Genomic DNA, 22832 nt, shown 5'->3' on the forward strand with positions numbered 1-22832 from the left:
CGAGCAGAGCTACTACGCCGCTCTCAGCCGAGAGCTTCAACCCACATAGGAGCGGCGGGAAACCTGGGGCAGTTCAGAGCCGGATTTGCGGCCGCCTGCCTCTTCGAGCGCTCGGTCTAGCTTCTCTGCGTCGGTAGCTGGGTTGTACAACTCGAAATCCGCCAGGTTCCAGTACGAGTCGAAGACCGCCCGGAATTTTGCCAACTGAGCCGCGTGCGCGACTGACGACAGGCGGACGTTCCATTCGAGCCCGTCCACGAGCGCAGCACGGGATAGGTTCGAGCTACCGACATAAGCGGTGTCGAAGCTGGAATGACGCCGGAATAACCACGCTTTCGCATGCAGACGGGTCGAAGCCTTCTCAAACCGCACTTTGACCTGCGCGCCGTAGTCATTCACCAGCACGTCGAGAGCCCGCCGGTCGGTCGCTCCCATGTAAGTTGTCGTGAGAACACGAGGAGATATCCCCCTGTCAGCGAGCAGTTTGAACTGTGGGGCTAAGACCGTCACGCCGGTGAACTTTACGAACGCGCACAAGAGGTCGACTTCGTCAGCCGATTCCATCTCGAGGGCGAGTTCATTGCCAAGGCCGGGCTCATCCCGGGCGTTGGTGAGAAGCGCGCCTTCGGACAGCGGGGTTGACGGGCGACGAGGTTCGGCTCTCCCGGTGGGGTAGATGGACTGAAGGATCGACCCGCCTGCGAGGTCGTCGGTATCGGATTTAAGAACTTCAAGGAACCGCTCGACCACCTCGAGTCGCTCAGTTGGGTCGACAGATTCGAGGTGTCTCCGAACCGCGTCACCGATGTGCCGTCCGAGGATCTCGGGAGCAAGAGTTGGATCTAAGTCGACGATGCGGCGTGACCCGAGGGTCGCGTCGAGACGCTTCTGGAGGCGCGGCGTAATGACGGATTCGTAGAGCCCATCGGGCAAAGGGGCGCTCACGGCCGCTCCGTCTTTGACCTGTAGGCAGGAGCCGAAAGAATTGCTACCGCCGGGAGGTCTGGAGCCGCCCAATCGAGCGTCGTCAGAGCGTCGACGGGAAGCCAGCGCAATTCGTCGTGATCGGTGCTGTGGAACGGCACCTCAGCGGAGGACACGAGGTAGCAGGCCAGATCGATGTCGAGATCGCCGACTGGGGTAACAGTCCTGTCGACGAGACCATCGACCGAGATGGAGATCCCGAGCTCTTCTCGAATCTCGCGAGCCAACGCGAATTGGGGAGTCTCGTCGTCGTCGATTTTCCCGCCCGGAAATTCCCACTTGCCCGCCGCGGACTTACCAGGCGCTCGTTTGCAGGCGAGCACCTCGCCATCCCGGTAGAACACTGCCGCCACTACTTCGATACGCGGCAATTGGGCTCCCTTGTCAGCGCGCTTCAGATTCGGGAGTAGACCTTATCTGCAGGACCTACGCCTACTTAGCCATATCGCCCACCCCGCAAGACTGGACAGTTCGTGTCGGCCCATTGGCGGGCTCGAACAGGCCCACCCCACGTCCCCGTTGCACGAGCCGCGTGCCACGTGGTCAGCGACGTTGTACTGATCCGCGACAGGATCACCGCCTGCCGCAGCCCGGCGTACACGTAGTAGAACGGCAGGTCGCGGACCGTGGAACCGGTCAGCTGCTGGTACTGCGCCACCACCTCGTCGTGGTCGAACAGGTCCGGGATGCCGGGGAAGTCAAAGGCCACGGCGAGTTCCTGGAACAGGTCGTGGAAGTAGAGGAACCAGCCCAGATCCACCTCGGGCGGCGCGATCGCCGCCATCTCCCAGTCCAGCACGGCCGAGGGGCGGGTGCCCTCGTAGAGGATATTGCCGATCCGGGCGTCGCCCCAGCTCAGCACGTCGGGTCCGGTCTCGGCGGGCCAGTGGGCCTCGATCCAGTCGAAGGCCCGGTCGATGACGGGGATTGTCAGCCCGTCCTCGCGGGTGGTCCAGTCGTAGTAGGCGCGCTGCTCGTCCACGTGCGCTCGGAGCGAGCTCATGCCGTAGGCGGGGGCGAGACCCGGCACCAACTCGGCAGGCTGCGGGATGCCGTGGATCGCCGCGAGCACGGCAACAGACTCGCGCTGGAAATCCCGCCGCTGCTCGATGTCCATCTGCAGCAGCCAGCCGTCGAAGACGTACGGGGGATTGTCGACCGGTGCCTGCCCGGTCGCCCGGTCCATCACCAGGAACGGCGTGCCCAACACGGCGGGGTCCTGCTCGAGCCAGCGGACGCGGGGGACCGGCAGGTCGGTGTGCTCGCCCACGACCCGCATCACGTCGAACTGCTTGGCCAGGTCGTAGACCGGGAACACCGGGAACGCGTCGTTCTCCGGACACATGCGGGCCACCAACCGGGCCGTCTGCGGCTCGGCTGAGCCCTCCGGAGAGGCCGGGCCCGCTGGAGTCGCCGAATTCTCTGGAAAGGCCGCGCCGGCCGGCGCCCAGGAGGCTTCAAAGAGCACCGAAATGTTGGACATCCCCGAACTCTCCGGCCGGCTCACCGCCGAGACCTCGACCCCGGCGGACTCGTCGACCTCGTCCCGGCCAGCCAGCCAGATGGTCAAGCGCTCCCGGAAGTCGTCGAGATCGGTCTCACCCGCCGTCACTCGCTGATTGAGCGGCTCGTCGGAACGTGTCTGCGTCATGGTGGTGACCCTCCGCGCGGATCGGCTGGCGGGCGGCGCCCGCGTCTCGCTAAGTGTGGCCCACGACACATTGGACCGGGCTCGGAATGCGCATCCCCGCGGACCGCTGGCGGGGACGCGGGAGAACACCTCGTCGTCGTGGCTCTCACGCGGCGACCGTCCGACCGCGCCGACACCGCGTCCTCGCCGCGGTCCCCACCGCATCGCTATCGCGGGGGTGACCGACGCCCGCGGGGGATCGGTGATCCGTCACCCAATCGCGGACGTCCGTAGCATCTGGGTGTGAGTCCGGGCGGGGGCAATACCGAAAGGGTCCTCGCCGCGGCACCGTATTCAAGGAGATGTCACTTGTCCGTCCCGTTGAGCATTCTCGATCTGGTCTCGATCCCCGAGGGTTCCACCGCGCGTGAGGGCATCGCCGCGTCGATGGAGTCCGCGCGCCTTGCCGACCGGCTGGGCTACAAGCGCCTCTGGTTTGCCGAGCACCACAACACTCCCAACCTGGCCTCGAGCGCGACGTCGCTGCTCATCGCGCAGGCCGCGTCGGTGACGGAGAAGATCCGCGTGGGTTCCGGCGGCGTGATGCTGCCCAACCACGCCCCGCTGATGGTGGCCGAGCAGTACGGCACGATCGCCAACATGTACGGCGACCGGATCGATCTGGGGCTGGGCCGCGCGCCGGGGACCGACGGCATGACCGCGCAGGCGCTGAGCCGTTCGTCAGCCGAGCCGCAGGCCTTTGCCCAGCACATCTACGACCTGCAGGGCTGGTTCGGCCCCGACGGCACCGCGCACAGCACGTCGATCCTGTCGTCGGCGTCGCTGGGGACCGAGGTGCCGATCTGGGTGCTCGGGTCCACGGTCAACGGCGCGTCGATCGCCGGCCAGCTGGGACTGCCGTTCTCGCTGGCCTCGCATTTTGCGCCCGACCAGATCGACCAGGCCATCCAGGTGTACCGCGAGTCCTTCAGCACCGAGGCCCCCACGGCGCGACTGGAGAAGCCCTACGTGATGGCCGGCATCAACGTGATGGTGGCCGACACCGATGCGGAGGCGCAGCGGGAGTTCACCACCATCCAGCAGATGTTCCTGGACCTGCGGGCCGGGCGCAGTCGCAAGATCCAGCCGCCGGTTGACCCGCAGGCGCTCGCCGGCCAGCTGGGCGGCGCCGCGGCGATGCTCGATGTCAGCGCGGTGGGTTCGCCGGCCACCGTCAAGGCCCAGCTAGACGAGTTCGTCGAGCGCACCGACGCCGACGAGCTCATCACCGTCACCTACGCGTTCGACCCGGCGGTGCGGAACCGCTCGCTGGAGCTGCTGGCAGAGCTGTGGTTCTAGTCGCGCGCCCCATGCCGACCCCTCACCTCGCCTCTCGCACGGTCTGACCGGACCCGTGGAGTTCCTCACCATTCTGTTCCTCATCGGTATCACCGCCGAGGCCATGACCGGTGCGCTGGCCGCCGGTCGCGAGCGCATGGACCTGTTCGGGGTGGTGATCGTTGCGTGCGTCACCGCCATCGGCGGCGGCTCGATCCGGGACGTCCTGCTGGGCCACTATCCGCTCATCTGGGTGGAGAATCCGTCCTACCTCGCAATGGTCGCGCTGGCAGCGGTCGTCACCGTGTTCGTCGCCCCGCTCATGCGGCACTTCAGGGTGCTCTTCCTCGGGCTCGACGCACTCGGACTGGCCGTCTTCGCGATCTTCGGTGCCCGGATCGCCCTCGAGATGGGGCACGGCGTCATCATCGCCGTCGCTGCCGCGGTCATCACGGGCGTGTTCGGGGGAGTCATGCGTGACCTGCTGTGCGACCGGGTGCCACTCGTGTTCCGACACGAGCTGTACGCCAGTGTCGCCATCCTGGCCGCGCTCGTCTACGTGGGCCTCGCGGCAGCGGGCGTCCCGGAGAACTGGGGCGCGGCGATCACCGTGGTCGTAGGGTTCGGCCTGCGGGTGGCCGCGATCCGCTTCAAACTCTCACTACCGGTGTTCGACTACCAGGAGATCGAGCACCGTCCACGTGGACGTCGTCGGCATCGCTGGAGCCGGAGCTCGTCGGAAGACCTGGACTGACACACCGGGCGGGCGGTCGTGCCGCGCGGGAAAGGGCACCTCGTCGTCGACACCCGCCCCTCCCGAATCGGTGACCCGTCACGGATCCACGGCCGTCGGTAGCCTCGTCGAGCGCACCGACGCCGACGAGCTCATCACCGTCACCTACGCGTACGACCCGGCCGTGCGGAACAAGTCCCTGGAACTGTTGGCCGACGTGTGGTTCCGACCGCCTGAAGCGCGCTGACGGTGGCCGCCCCGGCGGGCGCCCGCCGGGGGATGGTGGGCCAGAATGGAACACGTTCCACCCCCCGGAGAAACGGTGCCCCATGTCTCAGACCCCTCAGGCCCCTCAGGCCCCTCAGGCCCCTCAGACCCCTCGGCACTCCCAGCACCAGCAGCAGCCGCAGCCGCTGCGCGTCGACCCGGTGAACGAGGGCGCGCACCCGCCCCAGGCCGACGTGCGGCTGTGGTCCGAGAGCCACTACATGGACGCGATCAGCGACGACGGCACCGTGGGCGTCTACGCCCGGCTGGGTGACACGCCCAACCTCGGGGTGTCCATGACGTCGTTCGCCATCGCGCGACCGGGCAGGCCGTCGATCATCCTCAACGACACCGCCGCGCCGCTGCCCACGCGCGAGGAGCTCAAGTTCACCGTTGAGGCGCCCACGTACACGGCCTCGTTCGAGGTGACCGACCCGGTCAAGGCCTACGTGGTGAAATTCGAGGGCACCGCGTACACCTATGCCGACGAGGGCGCGATCCTGCGCGGCGAGCCCGGCACGCCCACGGAGATCAAGGCCGAACTGACGTGGCTGACCGACGGCATCGACTACCAGTGGTCCATCACCACCCGTTACGAGATGCCGAGCCGCGTCACCGGGACCATCTCGATCGACGGCGAGGAGTTCACCTTCGCCGGCGACGGCCAGCGCGACCACTCGTGGGCCAAGCGCGACTGGTGGGGATCGGCGTGGATGTGGAATGCCTTCCGGCTCGACGACGGCGAGGGACTCACCACCGGGACCAAGGTCCACAGCGTGGTGATGGACGGAATGGAATACGCCTTCGGCTACGTCCAGAAGGGTGATTCCCTCACCGAGCTGTCCCTGGGATCGTCGGAGGCGGAATACGACGGCGACGGGCGGATGACCAACGCCACGGTCCGGCTGGAGGGGGTGGACCTGGCGTTCACCGTCACGCCCACGGCCTACGCCAACCTGCTGCTGGTCTCCGAGGAGGGCGAGGTCGCGCACTTCGTCCGGGCGATGGCCGACTTCGCCGCCGCCGACGGGCGGACCGGGCGCGGCTGGATCGAATGGGAGAAGATCCTCGGCTGAGCGGGTGCGCCCCGGAAACCCGGGAGACCCCGCCCCGGCGCTGGTAGAACGGGGTATGGCCATCGACGCGTTCGAACCCCACCCGATCGTCCGCCTGCTCGGCAAGCCCTCGGCCGAGTTCACCGCCGGCGACCTCGTGCGGGCGGTCGAAGAGCTGGAACTGCGCCAGGTGAACCTGCGCTACGTCGGGGGCGACGGGCGGCTGAAGACGCTGGCCTTCCCCATCAACTCGCGCGAGCACCTGGCCGAGGTGCTGACGCGAGGCGAGCGCGTGGACGGCTCGAGTGTCTTCGCCGGCACCGACACCGAGGCCAGCGACGTCTACATCGTCCCGCGCCACCGCACCGCCTTCCTCAACCCCTTCGGCGAGCGGCGCTCGCTCGACGTGTTGTGTTCCTTCTACGACGACGGCGGGACGCCGCTGCCCTACGCGCGCGAGCAGATCGTGCGCCGCGCCGCCGAGGTGCTGACGCAGGAGACCGGCATGACGCTCGAAGCCTTCGGCGAGCTGGAGTACTACCTCGTCGACGAGCCCGAGCGGATCTACCCCGTCGAAGAGGAGCGCGGCTACCAGGAGTCGGGGCCCTTCTCCAAGGGCCAGCGCGTCCGGGAGCAGGTGCTGGGTCACCTCGGCGCCATGGGGGTGCCGCTGAAGTATGCCCACAGCGAGGTCGGCAACATCCTCGAGGATGACCGGCAGCTGGTCCAGCACGAGATCGAGCTCCAGCCCGTGCCCGTGGAGCAGGCAGCCGACCACCTCGTCCTGGCCAAATGGGTGGTGCGCGAGGTGGCCTACGCCCACGGTCTCGAGGCGACCTTCGCCCCTCTGGTGAGCGGCGAGGGCGCCGGAAACGGCCTGCACATCCACAGTCGGCTGGTGCGAAACGGCACCAACACCATCGTCAACAAGGCGGGGATCAACGACACCGGACGTCGGCTGATCGCCGGCTACCTCTCGGCGGCCCGGGCCCTGTCCGCGTTCGGGAACACGGTCCCCACGTCCTACCTGCGGTTCGCCGAAGGGGACGAGTCCCCCGAGGACATCTGCTGGGGCACGACGGACCGCACCGGCCTGGTCCGGGTCCCGCTGGCCTGGAACGGGGACGTGCTGGCCGACATGGTCGCCCACGCCAATCCGGGCAGCACCGAGCCCGTGCCGGAACCCGTCACGCATCCCCAGACCGTCGAGCTCAGACTCGGCGACGGCTCCGCCGACGTGCACCTGCTCCTGGCAGGCATGGCCGTCGCAGCCACGCGCGGGCTCAGTGATCCCGGGAGCCTGGAGCTGGCAGAGCGGCTCAGCACCGCGAACCACGACGACTTCGAGCAACTGCCCACCTCGTGCTCGGAGGCGGCCGACGTGCTCGAGGCCGAGCGCGAGAAGTTCGAAGCCGACGGGGTCTTCCCCGGTCAGCTCATCGACGCCCTGCTCGCGGGCTTACGCGACACCGACGATGCCACGCAGGACGGCGAGGGTGCGCATGACGAGGCTGCTCGCGAGGCGCTCATCCGCCGTCACTGGCACGTCGGCTGAACGTGGCTGGTCTGAGGGCCGAGCCGAGAGGGCATGGCCGACTGTCCCCGTAGCCCACGAGTGGCCCGTGGGGACCGCGCTCAGCCCTCCGGGGTGTCCCGTACAGGATCAGGCTGATCGCGCGCTCCTCGTCGAGTCACCTCTGGAACAGCTCATCGCTCGGCTCGCTCCAGTCGGCGGGAGGATCTAGGGCACGTAGGGAGTCACTATTCCCGCCGCGTGGTGTTCACGCATAGCGCGGAAGTGCTCGCCGGCGTCGTGAGCGGAGCGGATGCCCTGGGTGGCGGACAGCCCACCGTCCGCTAGCTCTGCGATGGGGTACACGGCGTGTCTGAGCTGGTCGGCGAGATAATCGGGCCGGCCGTACAGGGACATGTGGCGGGCGGCGTGAGCTGCAGCGGCATCGACACCGGCCCAGTTCACGGCCCACCCGGCATGGCGGAACATCTGATCAAAGAAGACGCGCTGGCTGCGGCTGTTGCCGTCGCGAAACGGGTGGACCAGCGTGAGCTCGGACCAGTGCGCGGCGATGGTGTCGGTGGCCGCGTCGGAATCGGTGGTGCTGGGCGGCCGGGTGGCGATCTGGTGGAACACCCGGTCGAGTTCCTCGCGGAGGAACTGCGGACGCGCATGAGGGATGCCGAAGGCGCCGGTGTCGGTAGTGCGGAGTTCTCCGGCCCAGTCGTAGACGTCCTGGAGGATGTGACGGTGGATCGCGCGAAGATGGGCGAAGTCGAAGCGTCCCTCGATTGGGGTGCGCTCCAGTTCGACGACTCGGAAAAAGGCGAGATCGCGCTCATGCTCGGCGAGGATGTGAGGGTCGGTGATTCCAAGTCGGTTACGAAGTGCCCCTGAGGGGTCCGTGTAGGGATCTCGGGGGTTCACGCGATGAAAGCCATCAACGGGCGGTGCGCTTGAGCACCGCGTTTCGAATTTTGACGAGGGCCTGTTCGCGGGTGAGCTTCCCGTCGGCGAACTGGCGACTGATCTCGACAGCGTCGGGAGACGGCTCCATACCTGCCATCCGGTGGCCGGCCAGGGCACCGGCGAGTGCCTGTTCGGTGGTGGGTCCGATGCGGGTGGACATGAGGTCCTCCTTGCGTATGCGTCTGGCCGATTCTACCTGCTCAGGAGCTGGTCATGGGGAGTCTGTAGAGCGGCCAGTGCGTCGTCGTCGAACCATCCGGGCGCACGCTGCGCGAACTCGTCCGGGGCGAGCCGGCCCGCGCCCGCGGGAACCCGGCCGAGCACCGGGACCCCGGTCAGGCGAGGTAGGTCCTCGAGATTGCAACGCTCGGCGAGGTCGGGCTCGGTCGGCCACGCGCCGAGGACGGTCCCGGCGCAGTGCAGCCCCGCGGCCTCGATCGCCCGGACGGTGAGCTCGGTGTCGGAGAGCGTCCCGAGGCCTGCGCGCGCGACCACGACCACCGGAGCCTCGAGCGCCGCCGCGAGGTCGAGCACGGTGAGGTCGGTGCCGAGCCTGACCAGCACCCCGCCGGCGCCTTCGATCAGATCGAGGCGGGCGGACGGGGCGAGCAGGTCGGTGCGGCCAGCGGCGGAGTCGGGTCCAGCGGTCGAGTTCAAACCCTCGGGGGAGCCGAGCCACCGGCGGATCGGCCCGACCAGATCATCGAGCTGGGGCTGCGGCAGCCCCGCGACCCGGGCGGCGGTCTCCGGGGCCAGCGGGTCGGGGAGTCGTCGCACCTCGAGCAGGCGCCCGACCCTGGAGAGCCGCGCGGCCTCGTCGGCGTCGCCGGGTTCGCCCGGTGCGAGGCCGGTCTGCACGGGCTTGCAGATCCCCACGTCGAGGCCGGCGGAACGGGCGAACGCGGCCAGCGCGGCGGTGGCGATGGTCTTGCCCACGTCGGTGCCCGTGCCGGTGATGACGACCGGTGCTGTCCTGGCCGTGGCGGCCCTCGTCGTCGCACTCGTCCCGGTCCCCGCGGTCACGCGTCGCCCCACCGCTCGTGCTCGACCAGCACCTGGGTCAGGACCGCGGCGGCGCTGACCAGCTCGTCGTCGGACAGATCGGCGCGGGCGGTGAGCCGCAGCCGCGCGGTGCCCTCGGGGACCGACGGCGGCCGGAAGCAGCCGACCCGCACGCCCAGGTCCGCGCAGCGCCGGGCTGCGGAGTAGGCCCGGGCCGGGTCGCCGAGGATCACCGACACCACCGCGGAGTGCGGCCGGGCGGCGCCGGTCACCGTGGCCAGGTACCCGGCGACGTCCCGCACGCGCTGCGCCCGCTCCGGCTCCGCCCGCAGGACCGCGAGCGCCGCCCGCGCCGCCCCGACGCTGGAGGGCGCCAGGCCGGTGTCGAAGATGAAGGTCCGCGCGGTGTCCACCAGGTGTGCGCGCACCCGCTCGGACGCCAGCACCACCCCGCCCTGCGCACCGAGCGCCTTGGACAGCGTCGCGGTGATGACCACGTCCTCGTGCGCGGTGAGCCCGTGCTCGTGGACCAGCCCGCGGCCGCCGACGCCGCGCACCCCCAGGCCGTGCGCCTCGTCCACCAGCAGCACCGCGCCGTGCGACCGGCAGGCCGCGTGCAGCGCGGGCAGCGGGGCGAGGTCGCCGTCGGCGCTGTACACCGAGTCGGTGACGACCAGCGCGCGTTCCTCGGTGCGCTCGGCGAGGGCGCGCGCCACGGCGGTGGTGTCCCCCCGATCGACGACGACGACGCGGGCCCGCGACAACCTGCACGCATCCACCAGGGAGGCGTGCGAGCCGCCGTCGGAGACGATGAGCGATCCCCGCCCGGACAGCGCCACCACCGCGCCGAGGTTGGCGGTGTAGCCGGAGGAGAACACCAGCGCGGCGGGCTTTCCGGTGAAGTCGGCGAGCTCGTGCTCGAGCGCCTCGTGATCGCTGGTCGTGCCGGTGACCAGCCGCGATCCGGTCGCCCCGGCGCCCCAGCGGGTGGTCGCCTCGTTCGCCCCGGCCACGACCTCCGGGTGCCGGCCCAGGCCCAGGTAGTCGTTGGAGGCCAGGTCGATCGCCCGGTCGTCCGGGGACCGGGGCGCCAGGACGCGGTGCAGGTGGTGGGCGCTGCGCTGCGCGGCGGCGGCGTCGAGCCAGTCCAGAGCGCAGGAGTGGATCGGTGCCGGAGAGGTGGTCCGTGTGGTCGGGGCCAGGAGGTCAGACATGTGCAGTTTCTCCTCGTTCTGCGCTGGCGGCGGCCGCCCCGGACACTGCGGCCGCTCCGGCAGCTGCCGCCCCGGCCACCGCTGCCGTGCAAATCCGGTCGATCTCTTCATTCGTAGTGACGTACGGCGGCATCGTGTAGATGAGATCGCGGAAGGGGCGTAGCCACACGCCGTGCGAGGTGATGGCCCTCGTCGTCGTCGCCATCTCTACCGGCGCGTCCAGCTGGATCACCCCGATCGCGCCGAGCACGCGCACGTCCACCACGCCGGGCAGCCCGAGCGCGGGCGCGAGTCCGCGGCGCAGGCGCTCCTGGATCCGCGGCACGCGCTCGCGCCACTGGCCGGACTCGACCAGATCCAGCGACGCGCACGCGACCGCGCAGGCCAGCGGGTTGCCCATGAAGGTCGGGCCGTGCGCCAGGCCGCCCGCCTCGCCGGCGCTGATCACCTCGGCGATGTGGTCGGTGGTGAGCGTCGCGGCCAGGGTGAGGTACCCGCCGGTCAGCGCCTTGCCCAGGCACAGGATGTCCGGGGCGACGCCGGCGTGGTCGGCGGCGAAGAGCTCGCCGGTGCGGCCGAAGCCGGTGGCGATCTCGTCGAAAATCAGCAGGGCGCCGGTCTCGTCGGCGAGGCGGCGCAGGTCTGCTAGGTAATCCGGGTGGTGGAAGCGCATCCCGCCGGCGCCCTGGACCACGGGCTCGACGATGATCGCGGCCAGCTCGCCCGCGTGCTGATGGAAGGTGCGCTCCAGCTCGGCGACGTAGTCGCCGCTGTAATGCGCGGGCGGCTGGGGCGCGAACACCTGCTCGGTCACCACGCCGCGCCACAGGCTGTGCATGCCGCCGTCGGGGTCGCACACACTCATGGGAGAGAGGGTGTCGCCGTGGTAGCCGCCGCGCCAGGTGGCCAGTCGCGTGCGGCCGGTGCGGCCCAGCGAGCGCTGGTACTGGATGGCCATCTTCGCCGCGACCTCTACGGATACGGAGCCGGAGTCGGCCAGGAACACCTTGTTCAGCCCGCCCGGCGCCATCCGCGCGAGCCGCGTGGCCAGCTCTACCGCCGGCGCGTGCGTGAGCCCGCCGAACATCACGTGGCTCATCGTGTCGATCTGCCGGTGCGCGGCGGCGTCCAGGTGCGGATGCCGATAGCCGTGGATGGCCGCCCACCACGAGCTCATTCCGTCGATGAGCTCGCGCCCGTCGGCCAGCCGCAGCCGCACCCCCTCCGCCGAGACCACGGGCAGCGGCTCGGTGGTCGCCGGGAACCCGCCGTACGGATGCCAGACGTGCTCGGCGTCCGCGGCGAGCAGAGCGGTGGGGTCGACGACGACGGGGTCGACGGCAGCAGGAGCGGTGGTCATGTCAGGCGTTCGCGGGCTCGCTGGTGCCGGCGCCGCGGGTGCGGATGGCCACCGGGGTCTGCGGGGACGGGCGGGCCGCCTCGAGAACGACGGCCTCGTCGTCGTTTTCTATTCCTGTTCTCCCTGTGCCCGTGCCCGTCTCCATCTGCAGGATCTCCAGGCCGGCGTCGGCGATCATCTGCAGGTCCTCGCCGCCGGGCTGGCCCTCGCTGGTGAGGTAGTCCCCGAGGAACAGTGAGTTGGCCACGTATAGGGCCGTGGCCTGCAGATGGCCGAGGTGGCGCTCGCGGCCGGCGGCCACGCGGATCTCGGTGTCCGGGTTGACCAGGCGGACCATCGCCAGGATGCGCAGGCAGTCGCGGGGGTTGAGGGTGTCGACGCCGGCGAGCGGGGTGCCGTCGAAGGGGAGCAGGAAGTTGACGGGGATCGAGTCGACGCCCTTGCTGCGCAGGTCAAAGGCCAGCTCCACCAGCTGCTCGTGCGACTCGCCCATGCCGGCGATGAAGCCCGAGCACGCCGACAGGCCCGCGCCGTGCGCCTGGGCAACCGTGTGCTCGCGGTCGGCGTAGGTGTGCGTGGTGCAGATCTCCTCGTAGTGGCTCTCGGCCGTGTTGAGGTTGTGGTTGTACGCGTCGGCGCCGCTCGCGCAGAGCTTCTCGGCCTGACCGTCCTTCAGCGCACCCAGGCACGCGCACACCTCGACGCCGGGCGTGTCGCCCTTGATCGCCTGGATGATGTCGGAGACCTTGCCGACCTCGCGGTTGCTCGGGCCGGTGCCGCTGGCCACCAGGCAGACCCGGGATGCGCCCGCCGCGATGCCCGCCTTGGCCGCGGTGACGGCCTCCTCGGTGTTCAGCCACGTGTAGCGCAGGATGCCGGCCGTCGAGTTGAGCCGCTGCGAGCAGTAGAAGCAGTCCTCCGGGCACAGGCCGCTCTTGAGGTTGACCAGATAGTTGACCTTGACCTTGTTGGCGAAGTGGTGGAAGCGCAGGCGGGAGGCCGCGGCCACCACGTCCATGAGTTCGGCGTCGGACGACTCGAGGACGGCGAGTGCGTCGGCTGCGTCGATCGCGCCGCCGTCGAGTACGTGCGCTGCGAGCTCGTGCCAGCGGGGTGTGGTGGTGGGCATGGTTCCTCCTGAACGACGTTCACTGAACGGCGTTCAAGCTAGCGCCAAACCGCGGACTTGTACAGCGTTCAGGTGCGGGCGGGGTGGCGGCGTGCCCGGGGCGATAGGGTGAGCAGCCGTGGCTCTCAACAAGTCGGCCGTCGTCGACACCGCGCTCGATCTCCTCCGCGAGGCGGGCTTGCCCGGCATGTCGATGCGCACGCTGGCGACCCGGCTGCACGTGCAGGCCAGTGCGCTGTACTGGCATTTCCCGTCCAAGCAGGCGCTGCTCACGGCTGTTGCCGAGCGGGTGCTGGCGAGCGTGGCCCCGGTCGAGGCCGGTGGCGGGGTCGACGGCACCGGGGTCTACGGTTCAGCGGCCGAGGAGCTGCGCGCGGTGGGCCGGGCGCTCAAGGTTGCGGTGACGGATGTTCCCGACGGGGCTGAGATCGTGGCGCTGGGGCTGGCCGCCGGCGCGGTGAATCCGGTGGCCCGGGCGGTCGAGGTGACGTGTGAACGGTACGGCCTGGAGGGGCGGGCGCGGGGGTTGACGACGGCGATGACCGCCTACGTGCTCGGGTTGGCGCTCGAGGAGCAGACGCACCACAACCTCACGGCGGCTGACCCGACGATGCCCGGAGTCGAGTTCGCCCCGCGCTTCGAGGAGGGGCTCGAGGCTTTATTGGCGGGCTGTTAGCCGAAGTTGGTGAGCCACCAGATCACGACGCCGTCCGCCAGTTCGCGCGTGGAGCCCTCGCCCGTGGAGCCGTCGCCCCATCGCGGGAGGTCCGCCCAGATTCGTAGCGGAGGCCCGCCGATCATCGGGACGTCGACATGCGCGAGTGGTCGCGGGGTCGCCAGTTCGTACTTCTTGTTAGTCCAGCAGCTGTTCACCGGCAGGAAGGCCGTCAGGCAGATCACTTCGTGACGGGGATCGATCGGGGTCAGCACCCGGGTGCCAGGAACAGCGAGGTTCCAGAACGCCGGGTCGGTCGGTCCCAGCACGTCGTTGACGATCTGCTGACCGCGGGGGATCTGGGGCATCGGTGCGGCGGTCGCCGGGGTCGCCGGGTCGGCGCTGGCAGCAGCGGGGCCCAGGACGCCCACCGCGCCGGCCATCGCCAGAGCGAGTCCGAGTCGCCGGCGCGTGTGGTGGGTCAGGGGCACGGCGGAACTCCTCGGTCGACGGGTGTTTTGCCAAGCTAACAGCGGGGGCAGTGCTGCGCGGGTTTACGCCCGCGCTCGGCGATTCTCTGGAGAGACCGCGGGGGCCGGAGCGCGACTGTGAGCCCATGCCCATGCCCATGCCCTCGGCTCGGCGTCGGCCAGGACCATGTTGGCAGTGGGGGAGGCGGGCTCGGGCGCGCGGTGGTGGACCTTGTCGTCGTCGTCGTCGTTCTTCTTGCCCGCTCAGTGGGCTCGCGGCACCCGCGCCGGACCGGCTTCGTCGGGCGCAGAGACGACTCACCCCGGCCTCCAACGGAGACCGGGGTGAGGTGGTGCGATGGCGCTTGAGGCGGTGGTGCGGTGTTGCTCAACCAAGTCGCGCGTGGCGCGTGCTCAGTACCGCGCGAAGACCTGCGTCGCGTAGAGCTTGCCGTCGCCCGCCACGGCGGCGCCGACGCCCATCGAGTTGAGGCCCGGGTTGAGGATGTTGGCGCGGTGGCCGGGGGAGGCCATCCACTGGTCCACCAGCTGCTGCGGGGTGGCGTGCGCGTAGTTCTGCAGCACGTTCTCGCCGTACTGGGCCCAGCCGGCGGGGATCTGCGCTCCCACGGCGGGGTTGTGGTACATCCGGTTCTGTGCGGCCTGGGCTCCGCTCCAACCCGTGGCCACGCCGGTGAGGCCACCGTTGACGGCCAGCGGGGCCAGTCCGTGCGCGGTGCGGGCCGCGTTGGTGGCGCCCTCGAGCTGGGCGCGGTACTCCGCGGAGGCGGGATCGATCGCCGGTGCGGCGCCCGGGGCGGCGGGCAGGGCGAAGCCGATCGTCAGACCGGGCAGGTAGATCTGGGGCAGCTGCGCAGAAGCATGGGGGGCGGCGCTCAGTGCCATGGCCATGGAGGCGGCGGCGCCCAGGAGGAGGCCGCTTCGCAATCGGGTGAGGGCTCGAGTCACGAGTTGAATCCTTTCGAGAGGGCGAGACCCGTCGTCCGGGCCGTTTGTTACACAGTAGAGACCGAATAGTTATCTAAACCAGTCATTAGGTGCGGTTGGGGGTGATCGAGTGCGCGTCGGAGACGACTCGACCCCCGCCACCAAACGACTCGACCCCCGCCACCAGAGGGTGACGGGGGTCGGGCCGGGAGAGCGCGCTCCGGTGGCTCAGTACCGGGCGAACACCTGGGTGGCGTAGAGCTTGTTGCTGCTGGACACGGCGACGCCCATGCCCATGGTGGTGTGATCCGAGCGGAGCAGGTTGATGCGGTGACCGGGGGAGGCCATCCACTGGTTCACCAGCTCCTGCGGGGTGGCGTTGCGGTAGTTCTGCAGCACGTTCTCCGACCAGCGCGAGGCCCCATCGGGGATCTGGCTGCTGAGGGTGGGGTTGTGGAACATTTTGTTCGCGTCGGCCTGCACCTGGCTCCAGGCGGTCGCCACCGTGTTGAGGGCGGGGGCGGCGGTCAGGGCCTTCTGGCCGTTCGCCACGCGCGCGGCGTTGGTGGCCTCGATCAGCTGGGTGCGGTACTCGGCGCTGGCGGGGTCGACCAGGGGAACGGTGCCAGGATCGCCTGCTACGAAACCGAAGGACGAGCCCGGGACCAGGACCTGCTGGGCCGAGGCGGCGGGGGCGCCGAGGCCACCGACCGCCATGGCGGCGGCCGCGCAGACGGCGAGGGACGTGATGAGACGAGGGGATGTGCGACGCACGGAGGGGCTCCTTAGCTGCATCACCTGAGGGGGAGGTGATGACGAGCTGAAGAGTAGGGAACGATTTGGCAACGGTCTACCGGAATACCCCCGTGCAAAAAGTAGAGTTTTGCCACCCGGCCGCGAGCCCGTCAGGTGGGTGCGGCGGCGGCTTCAGCAGTGGCGACTACCCGCGCTCGAAGTCCAGCACCACGTGGAGCAGCCCGTCCTGGCCGGCGGCCGTGCCCACTCCCACGTGGTCGAAGTCGCCATTGAGCATCCGCTCGCGCATGCCGGTGTCGGTGACCATGGCGGTCAACACGTTTTGCGGCGTCGCCTCCGGGGGCAGGTCGAGGACGGTGCGGTTCAGGGTCTCGTCTCCCTCGGGGACGGTGAGGTCGCCTGTGATCGGGTCCCCGGCCGCCAGCTGCTCGGCGCGCACCCGCGCGGTGGCGGCCAGGATGGGATCGGTGACCAGTCGCTCCGCTCCCACGGCGGTCCGGGCCTCGTTGATCCCGGCCACGATTCTGCCCTCGAACGCCTTTCGGGCGACCTCTTCCGGAACCGCGATCAGGGGCTCGTGCTGTACCTGGGCCGTCTGGACGGCCTGGGTGCCGGGAGCACCGGTGCCCGAGATGAGCGAGGCGAGGCCGGGGATGTCCAGCGGGAACGGCAGCGCGAACTGCAGGGACCCCTGGGCGGAGGCCGTGCCGGCACCTGTGACGAGGAGGAGGGCGGAAGCCCCCGCGACGACGGCGGAACGGATGGGATGACGCACGTGGGTGTCCTTTCCTGGGGCGGCGGCTGCCGGACCCCGGCGGGGATCGTTCCCTCGCAACACTAATGCCGCGAGTTCACTCACGCACCTTTCGTCACACGAGTCACATTCGTTACAAGCGGTGCGGTGCTCGCTGCCTCACTGCAGGCTGACGAAATTCTGGGTCGAGTACAGCTTCTTGCTCGCGGCCACCTCGGCGCCGACTCCCAGGTGCGTGTGCTCGGGGTCGAGCAGGTTGGCGCGGTGTGTCGGTGAGCCCATCCACTGCTGGACCAGGGCCTCGCCGGTCGCACCGCACCAGTTCTGCAGCACGTTCTCGGCAAACCCGCGCCACTCGCCGGGGAAGGTCTGTATGACATCGGCCCGGATGTCGGGGTTGTGACGCATCTGGTCGTCGGCGGCCATCCTGGGCGTCCACTTCTGGGCGATCCGGTCCAGGCGGTCGAGCCGCTCGACGGGGGCTACCAGGGCGGCCGCGCGCGCGAGGTTGGTGAATTTGTGGATGTCCGAGATCACCTGCTCGAGCTCGGCAGGGCTCGCCTGCTCGCAGGGTGGTGGCGGGCCGGCGGCGAGGTCCAGCCACTGGGTGTGGGCGAGGGGCGCGGCCAGGACGGCGAAGGTGGCCACAGCGGCGGCGATGGCGCCGACGCGGCGCCTGACGATGCGTCGCATCAAGGAATTCCTGAGAGGGGGAGGGGTTCGAGGGTGCGGGCTGAGGGGGCCTTAAGTTGAGAATAGGCTCACGAACCACCAATCACTGCAAGACGGGTTTTTCGGCCGGAACGGGTGCCGGATCGATGAATGTGCAGGTCAGGACCAAATTCGCCGCCGATGCCGATATATACAGTCGTCCAGTAGTTGCCCGGGCGCATCGAGATCGGACGTGGTGTGGGTCACTGATCGGCCCACATGCTCCCTGGATAAAGGCCTACTGCTTAAGCGAAATTTGTCCGACCCGTTGTCCGGTTGACCGGATTCACCGGCACAATCGGCCCATGGGCTCCAGACATCCGCACCTGACCAGCCCTCTCGTCGTCGGGCATCAACCGCCTGGTGATCTCCGCGGTGATCGACGAGCCCGCGCACGAGGTGCACCTGCTCCAGCGCAAGGCCACGCCGATCGGCAAGGGCCTGGGCAAGACCACCGGCTGGGTCCACCGCGCCGGGCTCAAGAGGGGCGGGGTCCTGCAGTACACGGGAGTGACCTATAAGAGGATCGACGACGACGGGCTGCACCTCCGCACCGCCGATGGCCGCCCGCATCTGGTTCGGGTCGACTCGATCGTCGTGTGCGCGGGCCAGGAGTCCGTACGCGACCTCGTGGTTGAGCTGGATCAGCTGACCGACGGGGGGCCTACGGGTACCAGTACACGCGTCCACGTGATCGGTGGTGCGGACGTGGCGGCCGAACTCGACGCCAAACGGGCCATCAAGCAGGGCGTGGAAGTAGCTGCGGGACTCTGAGTTCGGGTTTTCCAGCGTCACGGTCGAGCAGGCAGTATTACGATTCGCTTACATCGCGGTTTTCTCGGTCCCTGTGTTCCCCGCTGGGTCGGTGTGATGGTTCCCCCCACCATGCACAGCGCTCCCTGACCATGCTCCTCCGTCGGTGGTGCGGCGTGCTCGACACGTCAGGAACTCCATGTCCACCCTGTTCCTCCCTGCCACCGTGACGGTCCGCCGTTACCTTGCGTTCTTCCTCGCCCTTCTGCTCGCGGCAACCGTGCTGGTCATCGCGAGCGCAGCGCCCGCCCGGGCCGACATTGAGCAAGCCGTCATCGTCGGCGTCGCCTACACCGTCGACACCGCCGACGTCGGCGCCGGGGCTACCGTCACCGGCTATAACGCCGACTCCGGACCGGTCGTCGACATTCCCAGCACTGTCGAGGTAGGCGGCGCCGAGTACGCCGTCACCGCCATCGGCGACGACGCGTTCTACTCGAAAGGGCTGACCTCCGTGACTCTGCCGGACACCCTGGTCACAATCGGCCACTTGGCGTTTAGCCGCAATCGTCTGACGTCGGTAACCCTCCCGGACGGCTTGGTCACTCTCGGTGGCGCCGCGTTCATGTTCAACGATCTGTTGACGTCGGTAACCCTTCCCGACGGCCTGAGCGACATCGGTGATTTTACTTTCTACGAGAATCGGTTGACGTCGGTGATTCTGCCGAGCAACCTGGTCACGATCGGCGAAGGCGCGTTCGCCTTCAATCACTTGACCTCGGTGGTGATTCCCGCCGGAGTCACAACTATCGATCTTGGCGCATTCCATACCAATCACTATTTGAGCCAGGTGCGTTTCACCGGTCCGGCGCCGACCACGATTACCGGGACCGGCTCCCCATATCCGCCACTGGGCAATGCCGCAGGGCTGACCGTGACGTTCCCCGCCCAGTATCTGGCGCAGCCACAGGGCCCGGGTTACACCTCGCCGCAGTGGATGGGCTACAACGCACACCCGGACAGCTACACGGTGTCGTTCGACACAAGTGGTGGTGCGGTGATTGATCCGGTGTCTGTGGCGCACGGCGGGCTGTTGGACTTGCCGTCGGTTCCGGTGCGGGAGGGGTACACCTTCACGAATTGGTCGACTTCGCCTGAATCGGATGTGCTTTTCAGCCCGACGCTTCCCATCACCGGGAGCCAGACCCTGTACGCAGGCTGGCAGCAGAATACTCACACGGTGTCGTTCGACACCGGTGGCGGCGCAGTGATCGAGCCGGTCATCGTCTCTCACGGCGGGCTGCTGGAGTTGCCGGCGGTTCCGGTGCGGGAGGGGTACACCTTCACGGGCTGGAACACCGCACCGGAGTTGGATACGCCGTTCGACTCGGAGCTTCCCATCACGGAGAGCCTGACCCTGTATGCAGGATGGAAGCTGAACGATGTCCCGGCCTTGCCCGTCACCCCGGGATGGGTCTCCTCGGTCAGTGGCAGTCTCGGATCGCTCGCGCTGTCCAGCCCCGTGACCTGACTTCGCGGGGTTCGCCTCCTCATTGAAGACCGCATTTCTTAGCGGCCCCGCGACGCCCTGAGTTTCAGGGGTCGCGGGGGTTCGCTGTTCCCGGCATGGCGGTACCTCCACGTACGCGTTGGCGGGCACGCGCCGCGACCCGGCGGACATCTCGCTGGTTTTCGGACCGGATTTCGCCTCTGGAGTCCGCCAGGTTGAGGGGGGTGTCCGCCAACTGGGATCGGCGGAGGCGGGAGGCGTTGAGTGAAGCCCGTCAGGCGCTGCGCTTCTCGCGGCGGCGGTCCACGATGCTGAACGCCAGCGCGCCCGCGGCTAGCACCGCGATCAGCCCGAGGGCCGATCGGAACGCCAGGAGCCAGTCGCCGTGCGTCTCGACCACCCAGAACAGCACGCCGGGGACCATCGCCGTGCCGATCGCGGTGCCCATGCGCTGGCCCAGCGAGATGATGCTGCCGGCCACCCCGCCGTACGCGGGGTCGACCGCCCGCAGCGTGAGGGTCTGGTTGGGGGAGATGGTCATGCCCTGCGCCAGGCCCATCAGCGTGGCGGGGGCCATGAAGATCAGGTAGCCCACCGTTCCGGACTCGACCAGGCCGGCGAGCAGCATGAACGTCAGCAACGCGGTGATGGTGAGGCAGAACCCCGTGATGACCATCCGCCGGCCCAGCCGCAGCACATACCGGCCGGCGATCTGGGCGGAGAATGCCGCGCAGATCGAGGCCGGCAGGCTGACCAGCGCCGAGTTGATGGGCGCGTAGCCCAGGTGGAACTGCAGGTACATGGGCATGACGATCCACAGGCTCGTGCCGCCCACGAAGTAGATCGAGACGATGATCATGCCGTTGCGGAACGCCGGGTCCCGGAAGATGTCCGGGTTGACCAGCGGCGGCCGCCCGATCCGCTCGTAGCGGCGCTCCCACCAGACAAACCCCCCGAGCAGGAGCAGCCCGAGCGGCACCAGCGCCCAGTGCACCGGGGGCGCGTCCCGGTTGAGGAAGGGCAGCATGATCGAGAGGACGGCCACGCCCAGGAGCGCGATGCCGACCGGGTCCAGGTCCAGCCGCTTGCGCCGCACTGGCGGGGCGACGGGGGCGGTGACCTCGTCGTCGTCGTCGATCTCCAGGCGTGCCATGTCGCCTGCACGGGCCTTTGACCCGCCGATATCTCGTCCCGCCGGCGTCGGGATCGCGCGGTCGTCGGGCAGCCAGCGGTGACCCAGCACCAGCGCGAGGATGCCCAGCGGCACGTTGACCAGGAACATCGCCCGCCAGCCCAGGTTGTCCCCGAGCGCCTGGATGAGCAGCCCGCCGAACAACGGTCCGGAGGCGGTGGCCACGGAGACCGTCGTGGCCATGGTGGCGAACGCACGGGCGCGGGCCTGTTTCCGGAAGTACTTCTGGATCAGCCCGAAGGTCTGCGGGTTGAGCATGCCGGAGCCGATGCCCTGCACCACCCGCGCGGCGTTGAGCATCTCAATGGTCGCTGCCGCCCCGGCGAACACGGCACCGAGGGTGAACACCGCGACGCCCGCGAGGAAGAGCCGTTTGCGGCCGGTCGCATCCCCGAGGCGCCCCGACGGCACCAGCAGCAGACCGAACGACAGCGCGTAACCGGAGACCACCCACTGCAGGCCGCTCGAGTCGGCGCCGAGGGCCGGGCCGATCACGGGTAGCGCCACGTTGATCACCGACAGCGCGAGGAGCGCCATGAACAGCGGGACCATGAGCGTGGTGAGCACCCGCGCGGTACTCACGGGTGGCTGGTCCGAGGGCACCACGGGCTGGTCGGTCACGTGCGCGATGGTAGCCGCGTCGGTTCAAGATCACGCTCCTACAACAACCCGATCACACCTCCACCGCACACCGCCGCGGTCAGTAGCGTCAGGCTATGGCTGATGTCACCCGTACCGCAGAAGTCGATCCGATCACCACCGACGACCTCGCCCAGCTGGGAACCACCACCGGCCGGGCCGTGTCGATCTTCCTCCCCACCGCCCGCGGTGGAGCCGGGGTCCGCGAGAACCCGATCCGCGCCCGAGCCCTGATCAAGGACGCCGACGCCGGGCTCAGGGCGAACGGCGCCTCGGCCGAGGAGGCCACCGAGATCCTCCGACCGCTCGTCGCGCTGCTCGACGACGACGAGTTCTGGCGCCACCTCGCCGACGGCCTGGCCCTCTACGCCTCCAAGGGGTTCTCGCGCGCCTACCGCGTGACCGAGAATTTCCCCGAGATCGTCCACGTGAGCGATCACTTTGCCGTCCGCGCGATCGCCCCGGCCGCGGTCGGGGACGGAGAGTTCCTGGTACTCGCGGGCAGCCAGAACAAGGTCCGCCTCCTCGAGGGCACCGCCGCCACGATCCGCGAGCTCGACCTGGGCTCGATCCCGTCCTCGATCGAGGACATGGCCGGCGACACGCAGCCGCCGCCGCACCAGCAGCAGAGGTTCGGCGCGGGCGCGGGTGGCGGGGGAGTGGTGCACAGTCACGGCACCGGTGCCGAGGTCGGGGACGTGCAACTGGAGAAGTTCCTGCGGCAGGTCGCGCAGGGACTGCAGGAGGCGCTACGGCCCAACGACCGGCGCCCTGTCGTGCTCGCGGCGGTGACCGAGCACCTCCCGCAGTTCCGGGGATACCTCAACTACGGCCACCTGGTGGACGAGGTGGTCGCCGGTAACCCGGACGCCCTGTCGCCGGGGGACCTGCACGGGCGCGCCTGGGCCGTGGTGCAACCGGCGATGCAGAAGAAGGCCGACGCGGACGCGAAGCGCTTCGGCGACGCGATCGGTGCCGGGCGCTCGATCGCCGGCGGTGGCTCCGACATCCTCCGCGCGGCCCGCGAGGGACGCGTGGACACGCTGCTGGTCACGCGCCGCCGGTGCGCCGCCGATCACGGCCCCGACGACCTCGACTCGGCGATCGGTCACGTGCTGGCCACCTCGGGCTCGGTCGTGGTCGTGGGCACGTTGCCCAAGGACGTCGCGGAGGGGGCCATCCTCCGCTTCTGATCGGCCACCTCGCGGCGGGCGTCCATCGGCCACGCCCTCGCGGCCCGGACTCGCGCT

At 69.2% G+C, this 22832-nt stretch carries 23 protein-coding genes and 1 pseudogene; 9 read left to right on the top strand and 15 right to left on the bottom strand.

The features are described 5' to 3' along the window. Positions 1–36 precede the first annotated feature (36 nt). The 3 genes from R4P08_RS13165 to R4P08_RS13175 all read right to left on the bottom strand — a co-directional run bounded on the left by R4P08_RS13165 (position 37) and on the right by R4P08_RS13175 (position 2635). Positions 37–945 carry a phospholipase D-like domain-containing protein gene (locus tag R4P08_RS13165; protein ID WP_317814348.1) on the bottom strand — a complete coding sequence of 303 codons (909 nt, stop codon included), beginning with the start codon at positions 943–945 and terminating at the stop codon, positions 37–39. After that, a complete protein-coding gene (locus R4P08_RS13170) occupies positions 942–1355 on the bottom strand; it encodes a (deoxy)nucleoside triphosphate pyrophosphohydrolase (RefSeq protein ID WP_317814349.1) in 414 nt (137 codons plus the stop codon). Before R4P08_RS13170 ends, R4P08_RS13165 begins: the two co-directional genes overlap by 4 nt. Before the next feature lie 65 nt (positions 1356–1420). After that, complete coding sequence (locus R4P08_RS13175) at positions 1421–2635, bottom strand: phosphotransferase family protein (RefSeq protein WP_317814350.1); 1215 nt, start codon at positions 2633–2635, stop codon at positions 1421–1423. 348 nt (positions 2636–2983) lie between these two features. Here R4P08_RS13175 and R4P08_RS13180 point away from each other — a divergent pair, with 348 nt between their 5' ends. The 5 genes from R4P08_RS13180 to R4P08_RS13200 all read left to right on the top strand — a co-directional run bounded on the left by R4P08_RS13180 (position 2984) and on the right by R4P08_RS13200 (position 7562). Next, positions 2984–3973 (top strand): LLM class flavin-dependent oxidoreductase, encoded by a 990-nt coding sequence (locus R4P08_RS13180; RefSeq protein ID WP_317814351.1) that lies wholly within the window; start codon positions 2984–2986, stop codon positions 3971–3973. Between the two features lie 55 nt (positions 3974–4028). Continuing rightward, complete coding sequence (locus R4P08_RS13185) at positions 4029–4706, top strand: trimeric intracellular cation channel family protein (RefSeq protein WP_317814352.1); 678 nt, start codon at positions 4029–4031, stop codon at positions 4704–4706. Between the two features lie 70 nt (positions 4707–4776). After that, a complete protein-coding gene (locus R4P08_RS13190; protein ID WP_317814548.1) occupies positions 4777–4932 on the top strand; it encodes a hypothetical protein in 156 nt (51 codons plus the stop codon). Positions 4933–5014: 82 nt separating this feature from the next. Next, positions 5015–6028, top strand: coding sequence for a hypothetical protein (locus R4P08_RS13195; protein ID WP_317814353.1), 1014 nt, complete (start codon positions 5015–5017; stop codon positions 6026–6028). 55 nt (positions 6029–6083) lie between these two features. Beyond that, positions 6084–7562, top strand: a complete 1479-nt coding sequence (locus R4P08_RS13200; RefSeq protein ID WP_317814354.1) for a glutamine synthetase family protein — start codon at positions 6084–6086, stop codon at positions 7560–7562. 186 nt (positions 7563–7748) lie between these two features. Here the strand turns inward: R4P08_RS13200 and R4P08_RS13205 are convergent, their stop codons facing one another. Genes R4P08_RS13205 through bioB form a run of 6 tightly spaced genes read right to left on the bottom strand, consistent with a single transcriptional unit; the run spans position 7749 to position 13194 of the window. After that, the gene (locus tag R4P08_RS13205; RefSeq protein ID WP_317814355.1) at positions 7749–8447 is read right to left on the bottom strand and encodes a Fic/DOC family protein; all 699 of its coding nucleotides are present in this window, start codon (positions 8445–8447) and stop codon (positions 7749–7751) included. 13 nt (positions 8448–8460) lie between these two features. Then, the gene (locus R4P08_RS13210; protein ID WP_317814356.1) at positions 8461–8649 is read right to left on the bottom strand and encodes an antitoxin VbhA family protein; all 189 of its coding nucleotides are present in this window, start codon (positions 8647–8649) and stop codon (positions 8461–8463) included. Positions 8650–8681: 32 nt separating this feature from the next. After that, positions 8682–9512, bottom strand: coding sequence for a dethiobiotin synthase (locus R4P08_RS13215; protein WP_317814357.1), 831 nt, complete (start codon positions 9510–9512; stop codon positions 8682–8684). Continuing rightward, entirely contained in the window at positions 9509–10705 is a 1197-nt protein-coding gene (locus R4P08_RS13220; protein ID WP_317814358.1) for an 8-amino-7-oxononanoate synthase, read from the bottom strand. Before R4P08_RS13220 ends, R4P08_RS13215 begins: the two co-directional genes overlap by 4 nt. After that, positions 10698–12065 carry an adenosylmethionine--8-amino-7-oxononanoate transaminase gene (locus R4P08_RS13225; protein WP_317814359.1) on the bottom strand — a complete coding sequence of 456 codons (1368 nt, stop codon included), beginning with the start codon at positions 12063–12065 and terminating at the stop codon, positions 10698–10700. Before R4P08_RS13225 ends, R4P08_RS13220 begins: the two co-directional genes overlap by 8 nt. Position 12066: 1 nt before the next feature. Continuing rightward, positions 12067–13194 carry a biotin synthase BioB gene (gene bioB, locus R4P08_RS13230; protein WP_317814360.1) on the bottom strand — a complete coding sequence of 376 codons (1128 nt, stop codon included), beginning with the start codon at positions 13192–13194 and terminating at the stop codon, positions 12067–12069. A gap of 118 nt (positions 13195–13312) precedes the next feature. Between bioB and R4P08_RS13235 the strand changes: the two genes are divergently transcribed. Continuing rightward, positions 13313–13870 carry a TetR family transcriptional regulator gene (locus R4P08_RS13235; protein ID WP_317814361.1) on the top strand — a complete coding sequence of 186 codons (558 nt, stop codon included), beginning with the start codon at positions 13313–13315 and terminating at the stop codon, positions 13868–13870. Here R4P08_RS13235 and R4P08_RS13240 read toward each other — a convergent pair. From R4P08_RS13240 to R4P08_RS13260, 5 genes are all read right to left on the bottom strand, one after another. After that, positions 13867–14340: a hypothetical protein gene (locus tag R4P08_RS13240; protein WP_317814362.1), complete on the bottom strand. Its 474-nt coding sequence runs from the start codon at positions 14338–14340 to the stop codon at positions 13867–13869. The genes R4P08_RS13235 and R4P08_RS13240 overlap by 4 nt on opposite strands. Positions 14341–14733: 393 nt before the next feature. Next, positions 14734–15288 (bottom strand): CAP domain-containing protein, encoded by a 555-nt coding sequence (locus R4P08_RS13245; protein WP_317814363.1) that lies wholly within the window; start codon positions 15286–15288, stop codon positions 14734–14736. Between the two features lie 207 nt (positions 15289–15495). Continuing rightward, positions 15496–16041 (bottom strand): CAP domain-containing protein, encoded by a 546-nt coding sequence (locus R4P08_RS13250; RefSeq protein WP_317814364.1) that lies wholly within the window; start codon positions 16039–16041, stop codon positions 15496–15498. Between the two features lie 166 nt (positions 16042–16207). Beyond that, the gene (locus R4P08_RS13255) at positions 16208–16798 is read right to left on the bottom strand and encodes a CAP domain-containing protein (RefSeq protein ID WP_317814365.1); all 591 of its coding nucleotides are present in this window, start codon (positions 16796–16798) and stop codon (positions 16208–16210) included. 138 nt (positions 16799–16936) lie between these two features. Further along, positions 16937–17470, bottom strand: a complete 534-nt coding sequence (locus tag R4P08_RS13260; protein WP_317814366.1) for a CAP domain-containing protein — start codon at positions 17468–17470, stop codon at positions 16937–16939. A gap of 384 nt (positions 17471–17854) precedes the next feature. Between R4P08_RS13260 and R4P08_RS13265 the strand changes: the two are divergent. Then, positions 17855–18262, top strand: a pseudogene (locus tag R4P08_RS13265) (NADPH-dependent 2,4-dienoyl-CoA reductase); the annotation flags it as partial. Between the two features lie 178 nt (positions 18263–18440). Continuing rightward, complete coding sequence (locus R4P08_RS13270; RefSeq protein ID WP_317814367.1) at positions 18441–19772, top strand: InlB B-repeat-containing protein; 1332 nt, start codon at positions 18441–18443, stop codon at positions 19770–19772. 253 nt (positions 19773–20025) lie between these two features. On the opposite strand, the gene R4P08_RS13275 is transcribed toward R4P08_RS13270, so the two are convergent. Next, complete coding sequence (locus R4P08_RS13275) at positions 20026–21564, bottom strand: MFS transporter (protein ID WP_317814368.1); 1539 nt, start codon at positions 21562–21564, stop codon at positions 20026–20028. A 95-nt stretch (positions 21565–21659) separates the two neighbouring features. Between R4P08_RS13275 and R4P08_RS13280 the strand changes: the two genes are divergently transcribed. Further along, entirely contained in the window at positions 21660–22775 is a 1116-nt protein-coding gene (locus R4P08_RS13280; protein WP_317814369.1) for a hypothetical protein, read from the top strand. Positions 22776–22832 lie beyond the last annotated feature (57 nt).

The sequence above is a fragment of the Rhodococcus sp. IEGM 1408 genome (assembly GCF_033142235.1).
In the GTDB taxonomy this organism is placed as follows: domain Bacteria; phylum Actinomycetota; class Actinomycetes; order Mycobacteriales; family Mycobacteriaceae; genus Dietzia.